This window comes from Nocardia sp. bgisy118 (assembly GCF_057708605.1).
On the sequence record NZ_JBYISM010000002.1, the window covers coordinates 241,989 to 256,338 of the forward strand.

Sequence of the window (14,350 nt, forward strand, 5' to 3'; positions counted from 1 at the left end):
TCAGGCCTCCCGTCCGGCGCGCACGCGCCTGCCGTACTTGCGCTCGAACTTCTCGACCCGGCCCTGGGTGTCCAGCACGCGGTGCGCGCCGGTCCAGAACGGGTGCGAGTCGGCGGTCACGTCGACCACCAGCAGCGGGTACGCCTTGCCGTCCGCCCACTCGACGGTCCGCGCGCTGGTGGCGGTGGACCTGGTGAGGAACCGCTTGCCGGTGCTCGAGTCCTCGAACACCACCGGGTGATAGTCCGGGTGAATACCTGTCTTCACTTTCCTTCTCCTCTCCGACTCTCGGTCTGCGCGATCTCGTCGACCAGCCCGTCCTCGCACGGGTCGGCATGCCAGTCGCCGAAGGGGTCGTCCCACAGCGCGACCCGCTCGGGCGCCCGCTCGACCAGCCGCAGCTCGTCGTCCTCGACCAGCGCCCAGTGCAGCGCTTGGCGGATCTCGGCGGGATCGGCGTCGTGCGCGAGGATCACCAGCGAGACGTCCCGGTCACCGAAGCGGTCGTCCCAGCGCAACGCCGCGAGCGCCCGCCGGTCCGGATCCGCCCGCGCCACGTCGTCCTCGCCCATCGCGGCCAGCCAGCGGCCCGCGCCGCCGACGCGCAGCCCGCCGCCCGCGGACTCCAGCCACACCACCTCGTCGGGCTGGGTGGCCAGCCAGATCCTGCCGCGCGCCGTCACCACGCCCTCGAAAAGCACGTCGAGGGCGTCGTGCAACCTGCCGGGGTGAAAGGGCCTGCTCGCCGCGAACTCGATGAGGGTGACGCCGTGCTCGGCCACCAGCGGCGGCTGCCCGCGCAGCAGCGGCGCGTGCGCGTCCAAGGTCCGCCCACGGCGCGCCCCTGCCGGGATTCGCCCGAGCAAGGCGGCGACGTCCGCGGCGGCGAGGACGTCCAGGTCGTCGATCCAGGCGACGGGCGCGTCCGGAACCAGGCGGGTCAGCACGGCGGCGAGCCTGGCCTGTTCCATGGCGTCGAGCGCGGGGCCGATGGCCACCACCGCGTCGGCGAAGTCGACCTGGCCGACGGCAAGCTGCGCGACGGTGCGGTCGTCGTCCGCGGCGGCGAGGCCACGCTCGGCGAGGGTCTCGTCACCGGTGGCGTCGGCCAGCCACTGCGTGCTGTCCAGGCAGGCCAGCACCGCCTCGACGCGCACGTCCCGCCCGGCGGGTCCGTCCACCCGGCCGACGACCCCGGTCACCACGACATCGTCGATGGCGCGGCACACCGCCTCGGCCTCGAAGGCCGGATCGAGCGCGAGCACGATGCGCCGCACCGATTCTCGCGCGGCCAGCGTGCACAGCAGCGGAAGCAGATCGGCGCGCAGCGTGCAGGAGACGCAGCCGTGCGCCAGTTCGAGCACGGTGGTCCTGGTGTCCGTCGCGGTGCCGACCGTGCGGCGCACGATGCCCTCGCGCAGCTCGCTCAGCTCGTGGCGCACGACCACGACGCCGTCCCCGCCGAGCAGCGCGGCGGCGACACGGTCCACGCCCGCCGCGGCGCGTCCCGGCAGGCCGGCGACCAGCACCACCGGCGTCCGGCCGTCTGGCCCGGGTGGGAGCAGGGCGGGATCAGGCACTACCACCGAAACCCCTTTCGATAACGATTTTCATTTGCCGTTGCCCAACGCTACAGTGTCGAGCAGCCGTTGTCGAAAATGATTGTCAACTTCCCCGATCTGCCCCGCCGGCTCCGCCGGCCGCCATCCCCGAATGGAGGAAGCCCCATGTCGGCCCACTGCCAGATCACCGGGCGCAAGCCCGGATTCGGCAAGTCCGTGTCGCACTCACACAAGCGGACCAGCCGCCGCTGGAACCCCAACATCCAGCGCAAGACCTACTACCTGCCCAGCGAGGACCGCCGCATCACGCTGAACGTCTCGACCAAGGGCATCAAGACCATCGACCGGGACGGGATCGAGGCGGTCGTCGCTCGCATCCGGGCGCGCGGCGAGAAGATCTGAGGAGCTGCCATGGCCTCGAAATCCACCGACATCCGGCCGATCGTCAAGCTGAAGTCCACGGCGGGCACCGGCTACACCTACGTCACCCGCAAGAACCGGCGCAACGATCCGGACCGCATGGTGCTGAAGAAGTACGACCCGGTGGTGCGCAAGCACGTCGACTTCCGCGAGGAGCGCTGACGTGGCGAAGAAGTCGAAGATCGCCCGCAACGAGCAGCGCAAAGCCGTCGTCGCCCGGTACGCCGCCCGCCGCGCCGAGCTGAAGGAACTCGTCCGCGGACCGGCCACATCGGAGGCCGACCGGGCCGCCGCGCAGGCGGCACTGCAGCGACTGCCCCGCGATGCCAGTCCGGTACGATTACGCAACCGGGACGCTGCGGACGGACGTCCGCGCGGCCACCTCCGGAAGTTCGGTCTCTCCCGTGTGCGTGTGCGCGAGATGGCCCACCGGGGAGAGCTTCCCGGTGTGCACAAATCGAGCTGGTAAGAACCACCGATCCCGTAGAAGGAATCCCTGATATGGCAGTCAAGCGAGCACCGTCGAAGAAGGTCCGCGCGGAACAGGCCCGCCGCCCCAAGAAGAACCCGCTGATCGCCGCGGGGATCGAAACGGTGGACTACAAGGACGTGAACCTGCTGCGCACGTTCATCTCCGATCGCGGCAAGATCCGCAGCAGGCGTGTCACCGGGCTCACCCCGCAGCAGCAGCGCCAGGTCGCCGTCGCGGTGAAGAACGCCCGCGAGATGGCCCTGCTGCCGTTCACCAGCCGGTAGCGCGAGCCCTTCCAGCCTCGACGGCGGGGGCTCGGGTGTGTGACGCACCAGAGCCCCCGCCGTTGTCGTATCCGCCGGTCGTGGTCCGACGAGCCCCCCGAGGCCACACGACGGACAATCCACAGTTATCGATCGAGCGAACCGGCATCAATGGGCCTCAACTCGCACGCCGATCACTTCATCGAGTGAAAATCACTCGATTACCAATAAGTAGTTAATTAATGGCAAGCGCTCGGCAACGGGCCGGGCGATGGCCGGTAATCGAGCCATGTCAATAGTCTATGAAAAAACGTGACCTTCGTCACAGGTGCCTGTTATACAGGCGTTATAGCAATGTGATCTCACTCGCGAAATCTGGCCGAGTGATACATTCATTCATACAGAATTGACGCGTTCACCTCTCGGGGGTGGGAAGTATGACGGCATTACCTGCCGGAGTTTTAATGATCGGATCATACCGGCCCGATCGAATTGTTTCCAATTCCGACCTGGCCCCAGAATTGGGTGTCGACGAAGAGTGGATATCTTCGCGGACCGGAATTACCGAACGTAGATTCGCGGGGGATCACGAAACAGTAATTTCGATGGCCGCATCGGCCGCTCAAAAAGCGCTCGACGCCGCCGCAATGTCCGCTAGCCAGATCGACGTCGTGATGCTCGCGACCTCGACCCATCTCAACCAGACTCCGGCCGCCGCGGCCATCGTCGCCGCCGAACTCGGCTGTGCCGGACCCGCCGCCTTCGACATTTCGGCGGGCTGCTCCGGCTACGCGCACGGTATCGGCCAGGCCGCCGCGCTCGTCAATGCGGGCCAGGCCGACAACATTTTGGTCATCGGCTCCGAAAAGCTCAGCCACGTCATCGATCCCAGCAATCGGTCGGTGGCTCCCATCTTCGGCGACGGCGCGGGCGCCGCGATCGTCGGCCGCACCGAATCCGGGCACATCAGGCGCACCGTGTGGGGCAGCGACGGCACCCAGTCCCGCCTGATCAGGCAGGAACCGAGCTGGGAGGAGTTGCGCGCCGCGCCGACCACGACGGCCACGCCCTTCCTGCACATGGAAGGCACCGAAGTATTCCGCTGGGCGACCGGCGCGGTGCCCAAGATAGTTTCCGATATCGCACACGCCGGTGGCATCACGCTCGCCGACGTCGAGGTATTCATCCCGCATCAGGCGAATTTGCGAATCATCGACGGGGTTGTTCGCAAACTCGGCTGGCAGGACGAATCGGTAGTGATCGCAGACGACATCCGACGGGCCGGAAACACTTCCGCCGCCGCTCTTCCGTTGGCGATCGATGACCTGGTGTCTTCGGGCCGGGCAAAGCCGGGACAACTTGCTCTGCAGGTTTCTTTCGGCGCCGGCCTGTCGTATGCGGGACAGGTTTTCGACCTGCCCCAGGTTGCCTGAAACCGAATTTCGCGATCGCTCTTCGAAAGTTGCTCTGCCATGACCGTTTCTTTTTCCAGCTACGACGAGCCCCTCGGACCCCGGTCCGATCGATACTTCGGTGAGGGTTACAAAAAGGTCAGCCCGGAACTGACCGATCTCCAGATCCGCCGATCCACCCAGCTCGGCGCCAAGCACTCCGGTACCGCGCGGCTGAGCTACCCGGCCGCATGGTCGACCAAGAAGCACCGCGAGCTCGTGCCGCACGTCAGCAGCGTCGACACGGTCATGCTAGCCGCATCCCTATGCGACGCCGCGATCACCCACGCTCGCGATCTCAGCCCCGCCGAATCCTCACGGATGTGGGTGCGCCAGGCCGCCGTGCGCGCGGGCGCAGCACCGCACGAGGACCTCGAGCGCATCCCGGTCGAAGCGGAGGTCACCACCACCACCGCCGCGGACGACGCCGACGAGATCGAGACCGCCTTCAAATTCCGGGTCGGCAATCTGACCGGCACGCTGACCATGGTGCATCCGGCCGGTTCCGGCACGCTCGACGTGCCGGGCGTCGACCACATCGCGCAGCTCAGCGACATCTACGGACCGGCGCCGCACTTCTACCTGAACGGCGTGAAGGACCATACCCTGACCGCGACGGACCTGACCGTCGACGAGTCCGCCTCCCGTATCACCGGCAGGCAGCGGGTGAACACCGGCGTCGAGGGCGGTTACGTCGGCGCCGAATCGGTCTACTGGAACTCGGTCTCGCCGATCGACGCCATCGTCGGCGCGGCGCAGCTCTCCCAGATCCTGCTCTACGAGATGGACGGACTGGACCGGAGCAGCAGCAACACCCTGTGGATGCGCAAGCTCGAGTTCGTCACCGAGGGGCCGCGCCGCTCCGCCGCCGAACCCTTCGACGGCACCGTGGAGATCCGCCGCACCTCGACCATCGACCGCGGCGGCCAGCGCTGGCGCAGCGCGGATCTACTGATCAAGGAGTTCCAGGGCGTCACCGGGTTCTGCCTGCTGGCCCACCAGCTGCCCGACTAGGCATGCCCTGGTCACGGAACGTCGTCGAGCCCGCAGTCCTGGCCGAGCGCGCATTGCGCGAGCGCGGCCAGCGCGGGGTCGTCGGCGTGTTCGGTCGCGTTCATCGCCAGCAGCGCGTTGAGCAGCATGCCGTTGGCGATGAATTCCCGTGCCCGCTCGGGACCGCAACCCGTGCGCTCGACCAGCAGGGTGTACAACGCGGAGACGAAACGCCGTGCGGCGGCGGCGATCTGCGGATGACCGGCGGCCGCGCTGAACCCCTGCAACAGAACCACCAGCACGTCCCGATCCTCGACCAGCCGGGTATACACCCCGCCCAGCCGATCCCAGACCTCGGGCGAGGCGGCCACCTCCGGATCCTCCAGTTCGGCGGTGAACGCGGTGAGCAGGGCGGTGACGGCCCGGTCGAAGACCTCCTGGAACAGGTCGGCCTTGGTGCCGAACATGCGCACCACGTACGGCTGCGACACCCCGGCCTCCAGCGCGACGACGTCGGTGCTCGTGCCCGCGTAGCCACCCCGCGAGAACGCCCGCCCCGCGGCCTCGAGAATCATCTCGCGGCGCTCGGCCGCGCTCAGTCTGGGCCTCATGTTGACAAGTTATCACTTGATTACTAGATTTTCGATGAACCCGGTGAAACCGCATTCCGTGTTCGCGTATTCCGCTTGCCCACAAGGGGATACGCGAGAGTGCGGGCACCCGCAATACAAGGACGCCCGATGAAGGATGCACCCGCGCTACGACTGGCCGTGACCGGCGCACCGCGAACGGGTAAGACCACCGTTTGCACCGCACTCGCGCTGGCCACCGGCCTGGACTACGCGGCCATCTCCACCCACCTGGCCACCCCGGGGGCCGACCGCAGGCTGGCGCCGACGGTCGACGCCGCGGTGCGCGGCTTCGAACAGCGCGTGGATTCCGAAGCTCGGCTGACCTCGGGTTTCGTCTCCGACGGTTCGGTGCTCCAGGAATGGGTGGCGGCCGAGGCGCTGCGGCGGACCCGCAGGCTCCGGCACTGGCTGTGGAACCCGCGCGACCTGCCCTATCGCATCTTCGAGAAGCGGTACCTGCTGGCGCACGGCGGGATCGTGACGCGGCGGGCCAACGTCACCTACGACGGGTTCGTCCATCTCAAGATGGACCGCAAATCGGCCACCGAAGGCGATGACCGATACCGCACCACCATCGATCGACTCCTGCTCGACACCCTGTACGAAGGGACCGTCCCGTATCTGGTGATCGGGGGGTCCATCGAAGAAATCGTCACCCGGGTGGCCGGCATGTATCAGCTACCGCAGCTGATGCCGGTGCCCGACGCGGTCTCCGCAGCGTTGCAAGCCGCGTAAACAACAGCCGTCGCCGCATACCACCTGGAGGGGAATACCCATGGCATCCGCAGGCGCCTTGACCAAGACACCACAGCGATCGGACAGTGCGATCTGGACCCTGGTCGTCGTCGCACTGGCCACGTTCATGCTGATGCTCGACCTCACCGTCGTCAACGTCGCGCTACCCGACATCAGGGCGGCCTTCGATTCCAGCTTCTCCGCGCTGCAGTGGATCCTCGACGCCTACGCCCTCGGCCTCGCCGCGGTGCTGCTCGCGGCGGGCTCGCTGGCCGACCGCATCGGCCGCAAGAAGGTCTTCGACGCGGGCCTGGTGATCTTCGTGCTGTCGTCGCTGGCGTGCGGACTCGCGCCGAACGATTTCGTGCTGATCGTCGCCCGCCTCGTGCAGGGTCTCGGCGGTGCGATCCTCTTCGCGGTCGGCCCGGCGCTGCTCGGCCACGAGTTCCGCGGTAAGGACCGCGGCATGGCCTTCGGCGTGTTCGGCGGCGTCGCGGGTCTGGCGATCGCGTTCGGCCCGCTGATCGGCGGCGGGCTCACCGAAACCGCGGGCTGGCGCTGGATCTTCCTGATCAACGTGCCGGTGACCATCGCCGCACTCGCCGTCGGCTACCTGAAGATGCGCGAATCCCGCAGCGACACCCCGCCGCCCGTGGACTGGCCGGGCATGGTGACCTTCTCCGCCGGTCTGTTCTTCCTGGTGCTCGGCTTCATGCGTGGCGAGCAGGACGGCTGGACCAGCGCCCGGATCATCGGCTGCTTCGTGCTCGCGCTGGTGCTGCTCGTCGTCTTCACCTGGCTGCAGATCTCCCGGCCGACCCACGCGATGTTCGACCTCACCCTGTTCCGCAACCGCACCTTCAACGGTCTGTCCGTGGTGACCGCGCTGTGCGCGCTCTCGGTGATGCCCGGTCTGTTCCTGCTCATCTCTTACGTGCAGAACCTGCTCGGCTACTCGGCCTTCGCCAGCGGCGTCCGCTTCCTGCCGCTGACGCTGCTGCTGTTCGTCGCCGCCGCGATCGCGGGCAGCATGGTCGCCAAGCTGCCGCCCGCGATCCTGGTCGGCGCCTCGCAGCTGCTCATCGCCGCAGGTCTGTTCGCGGTGCTGCTCGTCGAGCCCGGCTCCTCGTGGACCGCGCTGATCCCCGGCATGGTGCTGATCGGCCTCGGCATGGGCGTGTTCAACCCGCCGCGCGCCGCGTTCTCCATCGCGGTGACGACCCCGGACAAGGCGGGCATGGCCTCGGGTGTGAACGAGACCTTCCAGCAGGCCGGTCTGGCGATCGGCATCGCCGCGGTCGGCGCGTTCTTCCAGAACCGGGTCGGTAGCGCCTTCACCGAGTCCGAGACCGCGCGCACGGTCTTCGCCGACAAGGCCGCCGAGGCGGGCGACGCGGTGGCGGCGGGCGGCCCCGCCCTCGTCGCGGCCCAAGTGCCCGAGTCGGTCGCCGAATCGGTCCGCGCCGCAGCGGAATCCGCGTTCGTCAGCGGCTTGGAGAACGCCATGGTGCTGGCCGCGGTGCTCGCGGCGATCTCCGGCGCGATCGCGTTCTTCACGCTGCGCAGCCGCGATCTGGACGAGGCCGCGCTGGCCACCCCCGGCGTGCCCACCGAAGGCGCCACCGAGCCCGCGCCGGTGGCCTGACCGTGCTGGCGACCAGGCCGCGCTTCGCGTTCACCGATGTGGACCACACCCTGCTGCGGATAAGCACACTGCAGCACTTCGCGCTGTACTTCTTCGAAGGCACGGGGCGTGCGGAGGTGCTGGCCATGCATCAGACGCGGATGCAACGCCTGGCCGCGACCGGAGCGCACCGGGAAACGCTGAACCGGAGCTACTACCTGCTCTGGGCCGACGTTCCGGTCCGCGAGGTCGAGGACGCCGCGCGCGCCTGGCACGAGCGGGTGCGGGCCGACGGGCTCTACCGCGAGCCCGTGGTGCGCCGCCTGCGCGAACTGCGCAAGCAAGGCGTGGAGACGGTGCTGGTGTCCGGCTCCTTCCACGCCTGTCTGCGACCCATCGAGCGGGAACTGGACTGCGCGGGCGTGCTGTGCACCGAGCTGGAAGAACGCTACGGCGTGTACACCGGGGCGGTGCGCAAGTCCCTCATCGGCGCGGCCAAGCGCGCCGAGGTCGAGGCGTTCGCGGCCAGATATCCCGAGCACGATCTGGCGGGCGATTTCGGCTTCGGCGACCATCTCAGCGACGTTCCCGTGCTGGAAACGGTCGGCCACCCGGCCGTCGTCCCGGTCGACCCCGCGCTGGAGCGGGTCGCCGCCGCACGGGGCTGGGAAGTGCTGCGTGACGACCACTGAGCGTGTCGTCCACCGATCGATCGGAGAAGGACCGTGTACCTAGTAGGCGGACAGCGCCGCGACAGCCTGAAGTTGGCCATCTCCGGCACCTACGGCGTCGGCAAGAGCACGACGACCGAGACGCTCTCGATCGCCACCGGCATTCCGCGCACGCACGCGCTCACCTCCCGTGAGCTCCTGATCGATCTGGCTCCCGGCAAGACGGTGATGGAGCTGAACTCCATCGAGCTGCTGCAACTCGGGCTGCGCCGTTTCGAGGAACGGGTGCACAACGAATCCGGCGAGGGCTCCTTCATTTCCGACGGTTCCGTGGTGCACGAATGGGTGTACGGCACCGCTCGGATGGCGGTCGGCATCAATCCCGGCGCCGGGCTGCTGCTGCGCACCGTGAAGGCCGCCGCCGGCATCGGGCGCAAGGCGCCGCTGCGGGAGTACACCGACATCATCGGCGACGTCGTCAAGGAAAGGGCCGCCCGGCTCTACGACGCCTATGTGCATCTGCCGGTAGAGTTTCCGATGAAGACCGACGGCCACCGCCCGGTGTCCGAACCGTTCCGCAAGCTCTCCGACGACACCCTGCTGCAGGTGGTCAAGGACGTCGGGCTGCCCTACGAAGTGGTGGGCGGGACCGTGCACGAGCGGGTCTCCCGGATCATCGAGCTGTTCGACCTGGAGACCGTGATGCCGGTCGACGAGGCGATCGCCGAGGCCCAACGCCGGGTGACGAACGCGACCGCGGTGCTGGAGGAGGACGACCGCTTCAAGGAAGCCCAGCGCAAGAAGTCGCTGTGGCGCAAGGTCTCCTACGCCATGCGGTACTGACCGCGAGCGAAAGACAAAGGCGCGCAAGCGCCCTCAGACCATTCACGCGAAAGACGTGGGCCCCCGAGAGCTAGTCCCGGGGGCCCACGTCGTTCTTCGACCGTGTACGCGGTGTGCCGCTTACGGGATGGTCAGCACCTGGCCGGGGTTGATCGCATCCGGGTTCGGGATGCCGCTGGCGTCGGCGATCTCCTGGTAGCGGTTGCCGTCACCGTAGAAGCGCTCGGCGATGGCCCACAGCGTGTCGCCCGGCTCCACGGTGTAGGTGCGCAGCTCCGGCGCGGGCGGCGGGGGCACCTCCTCGGCGACCGCGGCCACCGCGGGTTGCTCCTGCTCCTGCTCCGGCTCCGGTGCGGGCAGCGGGGTGTCGGTGTCGGTGCCCGACGCCCACAGCGCGCTGCCGTCGGCGCCGTACAGCACCACGTTGCGATCGGCCTGCACGACCAGCCGGTCCGCGTCCTGGTCGTTGGTCTCGGTCGACCAGGCGGCGCCCTCGCCCTTGTAGAGCACGAAGTTGCCGTCGTGCTGTAGAACCGCTCGCTCCACGCCCTGGTCGTGAGTCTGGGTGGCCCACACGACATTTCCATCCGGTTCGGACAGCACCAGATTGCCGTCCGATTGCAGGGTCAGGGTGTACGCACCGCCGGTCAGGGACTGGCCGAGTCCCAGTTCTTCGCCTACGCGCAGCGTGTCGCCCACGTTGTTCCTTTCGAAGATCACTGTGCAGAGCTTTCGACAGCGGTGCGCGCCGAAAGCCACTGGCGCGCACCGACGCCGAATCTACAGTCCGCCCGATGCGGGCACACGGATTACGCGCAGGGTTGGCGGAATGTTCACTGTGTGACCTCCGGGACATCGTCCCCTAGGGTGGTCGGCATGAATCGCCGACGCATCTCCCTCGCCGCCGCACTGCTGCTCGGTCTCGCCGTCGCGGGCTGCGGCGGCTCGGATGACGATGGCGCACAACAGAACACCTCCCCCGGCGCGACCACGTCCGCGCCCAGCACGCCGAGCGAGGTCGCGCAGGCGCAAGGCCAGCCGTTCACGCCCGATCCGACGATCGTCGGCGCGCACCCGATCCCGTTCCTGTCGTGGGCCCGCGTCGCCGACGACAGGATCGCCGTCAACTTCCAGACCGGTGCGCCGGAGTGTTACGGCGTGGACGCGGTGACCACCGAGACCGACACGACGGTCACGGTGGAATTGCGCGGCGGCACCCGCCCCGACGCGGTCGGGAAGATGTGCGTGATGATCGCGGTGTTCGGCACGATGGAGATCCCGCTGAAGGCGCCGCTGGGCGACCGGGCGGTGCTCAGCGCCGCCTGACGCAGGCTCAGCGCGTGGCGAAGGTGTACTTCATGGCCTGGTCCAGGGTGCCGTGCGTGAACTCGAAACCGTTGCCCACCAGCACCTTCGGCACCATCCTGTGCCCATGCAGCATCTCGGCGCCGCCCTCGCCGCCGATCAGCTTCAGCACCGCGCCCGGCAGCGTCAGCCGGGACCGCCGGTTCAGCGCCGTGGCGAAAGCGGTGGTGAACTCGGCATTGGTGACGGTCTCCGGTGCGGAGAGGTTGACCGGGCCCGAGACCGAGAAGGTCAGCAGCCAGTCCACCGCGGCGAGCCAGTCGTGCAGGGTGATCCACGGCAGGTACTGGCGGCCGGTGCCGAACTTGCCGCCCAGCCCGAGGCGGAACAGCGGGCGCAGCCGCTCGACCAGCATGGAGTCCGTGGAGAGCACGTTCGCGGTGCGCAGCTTCACCACCCGGACGCCCGCGGTGGAGGCGGCTTCGGTGGCGGCCTCCCAATCCCGGCACATGGTGCCGAGGAAGTCGGGTCCGTTCGGCGCGAACTCGTCGACGTCCCGATCACCGCTGTCGCCGTACCAACCCGCGGCCGAGGCGTTGAGCAGGACGGGGACGCCGGTCTCGGCCACCGCGCGCGAGAGCACCTCGGTCGGCACGATGCGACTGTCGCGGATCTCCTCCTTGTAGGCGGGCGACCAGCGCTTGCCCGCGACGGTGGCCCCGCACAGGTTGATCACCGCGCCCGCGCCCGCGACGATGCCGCTGTCGAAGTTCGAACCGTAAGGGTCCCAGCGGATTTCGTCCGGTTTCAGAGCTTCCCTGCGCACCAGGCGGACCACCTCGTGGCCGTCGTCGTTCAGCTTGGAGACCAGATACTTGCCGAGGAACCCCGATGTCCCGGCGACCACGATACGCATGCGTACATTCTGCACCATGGAAATACTATTCCGGGGATTCCATACCGGATAATGAGATCCAGACGTCCAGTTTGTTACCGAAAAGCCTTGTGGCTCCGGCACATCGATTGCTTCACAGCCCGTCTGAACACGAAAAACGCGGAGAGCGGACCCCTTCGGGATCGCTCTCCGCGTTCGTCCGGCTCAGTGCGCGAAGTGGCGAGAACCGGTGAGGTACAACGTCACTCCGGCTTCGCGGGCCAGATCGATGGTCTCCTGGTCGCGGACCGAACCGCCCGGCTGCACGATGGCGCGGATACCGGCCTGGATCAGCTGCTGCGGACCGTCCGGGAACGGGAAGAACGCGTCGGAGGCGGCCACCGAGCCCTTGGCCCGGTCCCCCGCCCGCTGCACCGCGAGCTGCACCGCGTCCACCCGGTTGACCTGCCCCATGCCCACGCCGACCGACGCGCCCTCGTGCGCGAGCAGGATGGCGTTGGACTTCACCGCGCGGCAAGCGCGCCAAGCGAATTCGAGATCGGCCAGGGTCTGCTCGTCCGCGGCCTCGCCGGCGGCGAGGGTCCAATTGGCCGAGTCGTCGCCCTCGGCGTCGAGGATGTCGCGCTGCTGCAACAGCGCGCCGCCGCTGATCGGGCGCAGCTCGACGCCCGCGCGCTGCGGCGGCTCGGCGACCAGGATGCGCACGTTCTTCTTGCGCTGCAACACCTCCACCGCGCCGTCGGCGTAGGACGGGGCCACGATGACCTCGGTGAAGATGTCGGCGACCTGCTCGGCCATCTCCACGGTGACCTCGCGGTTGGCCGCGATCACGCCGCCGAACGCGCTCACCGGATCGCAGGCGTGCGCCTTGCGGTGCGCCTCGGCGATGTCGGCGCCGACCGCGATGCCGCACGGGTTGGCGTGCTTGATGATCGCGACCGCGGGCGCCGCGTGGTCGTAGGCGGCGCGCCAGGCCGCGTCGGCGTCGGTGTAGTTGTTGTACGACATCTCCTTGCCGTGCAACTGCTCCGCCTGCGCGAGACCGACCGAACCGTCGTTGTTGGTGTACAACGCCGCGGCCTGATGCGGGTTCTCGCCGTAGCGAAGCACCGCGGCGCGCTCCCAGGAGCCGCCGATCCAGCCGGGGAACGGCGAGCTCGCCTGCTCCTCGGCCACGCCGGGAGCCAGCACACCGGTCATCCAGCTGGCCACCGCGACGTCATAGCTCGCGGTGTGCTGGAAGGCCTTGGCGGCCAACGCGGTCCGCTCGGCGAGGGTGAAGCCGCCGGACTTCACCGCGGCGAGCACGTCGTCGTAGTCGCCGCTGTCGACGACCACCGCGACCGAGGGGTGGTTCTTCGCGGCCGCGCGCACCATGGACGGACCGCCGATATCGATCTGCTCGACGCACTCGTCCGGGCTCGCGCCGCTGGCCACGGTCTGGGTGAACGGGTAGAGGTTCACCACGACCAGCTGGAACGCCTCGACGCCGAGTTCCACCAGCTGGTCGACGTGCTCCTGCTTGCGCGAATCGGCGAGGATGCCCGCGTGCACCCGGGGGTGCAGGGTCTTGACCCGGCCGTCCAGCGTCTCCGGGAACCCGGTCAGGTCCTCGACCTTGGTCACCGGGATGCCCGCGTCGGCGATCTTGCCCGCGGTCGATCCGGTGGAGACGAGCTCGATGCCCGCCGCGTGCAGACCGGTCGCGAGCTCGATGAGACCCGTCTTGTCGTAGACGCTCACCAGCGCCCTGCTGATCGCCTTGCGCTCGGCCGGAACCACGGTCGTTTCGCTACGCTCACTCACTGGCGCACCCGCTCATCTGGAATTACTGCCTTTCGTCCGTCGGAGACAATGCCTCGCGTCGCGACGGCGGCGACGACCTCCGCCAGCAACCGTCGCTCGACAATCTTGATCCGCTCGTGCAGGGTGTCCTCGTCGTCGTCGGGCAGCACCAGCACCGGCTCCTGCGCGAGGATCGGTCCGGTGTCGACGCCCGAGTCGACCAGGTGCACCGTCGAGCCGGTGACCCGCACCCCGTACGCGAGCGCGTCGCGCACGCCGTGCGCGCCCGGGAAGGACGGCAGCAGCGCGGGGTGGGTGTTGATGATCCGCCCGCCGAAGCGGTTCATGAACGCGGGGCCCAGGATCTTCATGAAACCGGCCGAGACCACCAGGTCCGGCGCGTAGGCGGCCACCGCGTCGGTCAGCGCGGCGTCCCAGGCCAGGCGATCCCGAAAGTCCTTCAGCGCCACCCGGAAGTGCGGGACGCCCGCGGTGTCGGCGTGATCGGTGGCGGCGCAGACACGGTCGACGCCCACCGCGACGATCTTGGCCGGATAGTCGGCGGCTCCCGCCGCGTCGAGGAGCGCACGCAGCAGCGACCCGGTGCCCGAGGCGAGCACGACTACGGTGGCGGGCGCCGCGGCGGGCACCCACTGGGCATGCGGAGACGTCAGCGCTCTACTCCTGCGTATCGGTCGG

Annotated in this window: 18 protein-coding genes; 11 read left to right on the plus strand and 7 right to left on the minus strand. The window is 68.5% G+C overall.

Annotated elements, in window-relative coordinates:
* Both AC3EO7_RS03415 and mrf read right to left on the minus strand, forming a co-directional pair.
* Positions 1-267, minus strand: a complete 267-nt coding sequence (locus AC3EO7_RS03415; protein ID WP_431965018.1) for a type B 50S ribosomal protein L31 — start codon at positions 265-267, stop codon at positions 1-3.
* Entirely contained in the window at positions 264-1,586 is a 1,323-nt protein-coding gene (mrf, locus tag AC3EO7_RS03420; protein ID WP_431965020.1) for a ribosome hibernation factor-recruiting GTPase MRF, read from the minus strand. The genes AC3EO7_RS03415 and mrf overlap by 4 nt, the downstream gene beginning before the upstream one ends.
* Before the next feature lie 141 nt (positions 1,587-1,727).
* Here mrf and rpmB point away from each other — a divergent pair, with 141 nt between their 5' ends.
* The 6 genes from rpmB (at position 1,728) to AC3EO7_RS03450 (ending at position 5,182) form a co-directional block, all read left to right on the plus strand.
* Complete coding sequence (rpmB, locus tag AC3EO7_RS03425) at positions 1,728-1,964, plus strand: 50S ribosomal protein L28 (protein WP_431965022.1); 237 nt, start codon at positions 1,728-1,730, stop codon at positions 1,962-1,964.
* A gap of 9 nt (positions 1,965-1,973) precedes the next feature.
* Positions 1,974-2,144 carry a 50S ribosomal protein L33 gene (gene rpmG / locus AC3EO7_RS03430; RefSeq protein WP_067784286.1) on the plus strand — a complete coding sequence of 57 codons (171 nt, stop codon included), beginning with the start codon at positions 1,974-1,976 and terminating at the stop codon, positions 2,142-2,144.
* 1 nt (position 2,145) lies between these two features.
* Positions 2,146-2,451, plus strand: coding sequence for a 30S ribosomal protein S14 (gene rpsN / locus AC3EO7_RS03435; RefSeq protein ID WP_431965025.1), 306 nt, complete (start codon positions 2,146-2,148; stop codon positions 2,449-2,451).
* 32 nt (positions 2,452-2,483) lie between these two features.
* Positions 2,484-2,738: a 30S ribosomal protein S18 gene (gene rpsR / locus AC3EO7_RS03440; protein ID WP_011211513.1), complete on the plus strand. Its 255-nt coding sequence runs from the start codon at positions 2,484-2,486 to the stop codon at positions 2,736-2,738.
* Positions 2,739-3,181: 443 nt separating this feature from the next.
* The gene (locus AC3EO7_RS03445) at positions 3,182-4,150 is read left to right on the plus strand and encodes a beta-ketoacyl-ACP synthase 3 (protein WP_431965395.1); all 969 of its coding nucleotides are present in this window, start codon (positions 3,182-3,184) and stop codon (positions 4,148-4,150) included.
* 39 nt (positions 4,151-4,189) lie between these two features.
* Positions 4,190-5,182, plus strand: a complete 993-nt coding sequence (locus AC3EO7_RS03450) for an AvrD family protein (protein WP_431965027.1) — start codon at positions 4,190-4,192, stop codon at positions 5,180-5,182.
* A gap of 11 nt (positions 5,183-5,193) precedes the next feature.
* Here AC3EO7_RS03450 and AC3EO7_RS03455 read toward each other — a convergent pair whose 3' ends face one another.
* Positions 5,194-5,772 (minus strand): TetR/AcrR family transcriptional regulator, encoded by a 579-nt coding sequence (locus tag AC3EO7_RS03455; protein ID WP_431965029.1) that lies wholly within the window; start codon positions 5,770-5,772, stop codon positions 5,194-5,196.
* A 129-nt stretch (positions 5,773-5,901) separates the two neighbouring features.
* Here AC3EO7_RS03455 and AC3EO7_RS03460 point away from each other — a divergent pair, with 129 nt between their 5' ends.
* The 4 genes from AC3EO7_RS03460 to AC3EO7_RS03475 are packed head-to-tail and all read left to right on the plus strand — an operon-like array spanning position 5,902 to position 9,666.
* The gene (locus AC3EO7_RS03460) at positions 5,902-6,528 is read left to right on the plus strand and encodes a hypothetical protein (RefSeq protein WP_431965031.1); all 627 of its coding nucleotides are present in this window, start codon (positions 5,902-5,904) and stop codon (positions 6,526-6,528) included.
* A gap of 40 nt (positions 6,529-6,568) precedes the next feature.
* Entirely contained in the window at positions 6,569-8,173 is a 1,605-nt protein-coding gene (locus AC3EO7_RS03465; protein ID WP_431965033.1) for an MFS transporter, read from the plus strand.
* Between the two features lie 2 nt (positions 8,174-8,175).
* Complete coding sequence (locus tag AC3EO7_RS03470) at positions 8,176-8,844, plus strand: HAD family hydrolase (protein WP_435590422.1); 669 nt, start codon at positions 8,176-8,178, stop codon at positions 8,842-8,844.
* A gap of 33 nt (positions 8,845-8,877) precedes the next feature.
* Positions 8,878-9,666 (plus strand): AAA family ATPase, encoded by a 789-nt coding sequence (locus AC3EO7_RS03475; protein WP_431965037.1) that lies wholly within the window; start codon positions 8,878-8,880, stop codon positions 9,664-9,666.
* A 120-nt stretch (positions 9,667-9,786) separates the two neighbouring features.
* On the opposite strand, the gene AC3EO7_RS03480 is transcribed toward AC3EO7_RS03475, so the two are convergent.
* Positions 9,787-10,365: a LysM peptidoglycan-binding domain-containing protein gene (locus AC3EO7_RS03480; RefSeq protein ID WP_431965397.1), complete on the minus strand. Its 579-nt coding sequence runs from the start codon at positions 10,363-10,365 to the stop codon at positions 9,787-9,789.
* Between the two features lie 177 nt (positions 10,366-10,542).
* On the opposite strand from AC3EO7_RS03480, the gene AC3EO7_RS03485 reads away from it, so the two are divergent.
* Complete coding sequence (locus tag AC3EO7_RS03485) at positions 10,543-10,992, plus strand: hypothetical protein (RefSeq protein WP_435590423.1); 450 nt, start codon at positions 10,543-10,545, stop codon at positions 10,990-10,992.
* Between the two features lie 7 nt (positions 10,993-10,999).
* On the opposite strand, the gene AC3EO7_RS03490 is transcribed toward AC3EO7_RS03485, so the two are convergent.
* The 3 genes from AC3EO7_RS03490 to purN form a co-directional block, all read right to left on the minus strand.
* The gene (locus tag AC3EO7_RS03490) at positions 11,000-11,887 is read right to left on the minus strand and encodes a TIGR01777 family oxidoreductase (protein WP_431965041.1); all 888 of its coding nucleotides are present in this window, start codon (positions 11,885-11,887) and stop codon (positions 11,000-11,002) included.
* A 183-nt stretch (positions 11,888-12,070) separates the two neighbouring features.
* Positions 12,071-13,672, minus strand: coding sequence for a bifunctional phosphoribosylaminoimidazolecarboxamide formyltransferase/IMP cyclohydrolase (purH, locus tag AC3EO7_RS03495; protein WP_431965043.1), 1,602 nt, complete (start codon positions 13,670-13,672; stop codon positions 12,071-12,073).
* On the minus strand, positions 13,669-14,343 hold the full coding sequence (purN, locus tag AC3EO7_RS03500; RefSeq protein WP_431965399.1) for a phosphoribosylglycinamide formyltransferase: 675 nt from the start codon (positions 14,341-14,343) through the stop codon (positions 13,669-13,671). The genes purH and purN overlap by 4 nt, the downstream gene beginning before the upstream one ends.
* Positions 14,344-14,350: the final 7 nt, after the last annotated feature.

Coding starts and splice junctions, on each gene's coding strand:
- rpmB (WP_431965022.1), top strand. CDS start 1,728: ATGTCGGCCCACTGCCAGATCACCGGGCGCAAGCCCGGATTCGGCAAG.
- rpmG (WP_067784286.1), top strand. CDS start 1,974: ATGGCCTCGAAATCCACCGACATCCGGCCGATCGTCAAGCTGAAGTCC.
- rpsR (WP_011211513.1), top strand. CDS start 2,484: ATGGCAGTCAAGCGAGCACCGTCGAAGAAGGTCCGCGCGGAACAGGCC.
- AC3EO7_RS03445 (WP_431965395.1), top strand. CDS start 3,182: ATGATCGGATCATACCGGCCCGATCGAATTGTTTCCAATTCCGACCTG.
- AC3EO7_RS03450 (WP_431965027.1), top strand. CDS start 4,190: ATGACCGTTTCTTTTTCCAGCTACGACGAGCCCCTCGGACCCCGGTCC.
- AC3EO7_RS03455 (WP_431965029.1), bottom strand. CDS start 5,772: ATGAGGCCCAGACTGAGCGCGGCCGAGCGCCGCGAGATGATTCTCGAG.
- AC3EO7_RS03460 (WP_431965031.1), top strand. CDS start 5,902: ATGAAGGATGCACCCGCGCTACGACTGGCCGTGACCGGCGCACCGCGA.
- AC3EO7_RS03465 (WP_431965033.1), top strand. CDS start 6,569: ATGGCATCCGCAGGCGCCTTGACCAAGACACCACAGCGATCGGACAGT.
- AC3EO7_RS03485 (WP_435590423.1), top strand. CDS start 10,543: ATGAATCGCCGACGCATCTCCCTCGCCGCCGCACTGCTGCTCGGTCTC.
- AC3EO7_RS03490 (WP_431965041.1), bottom strand. CDS start 11,887: ATGCGTATCGTGGTCGCCGGGACATCGGGGTTCCTCGGCAAGTATCTG.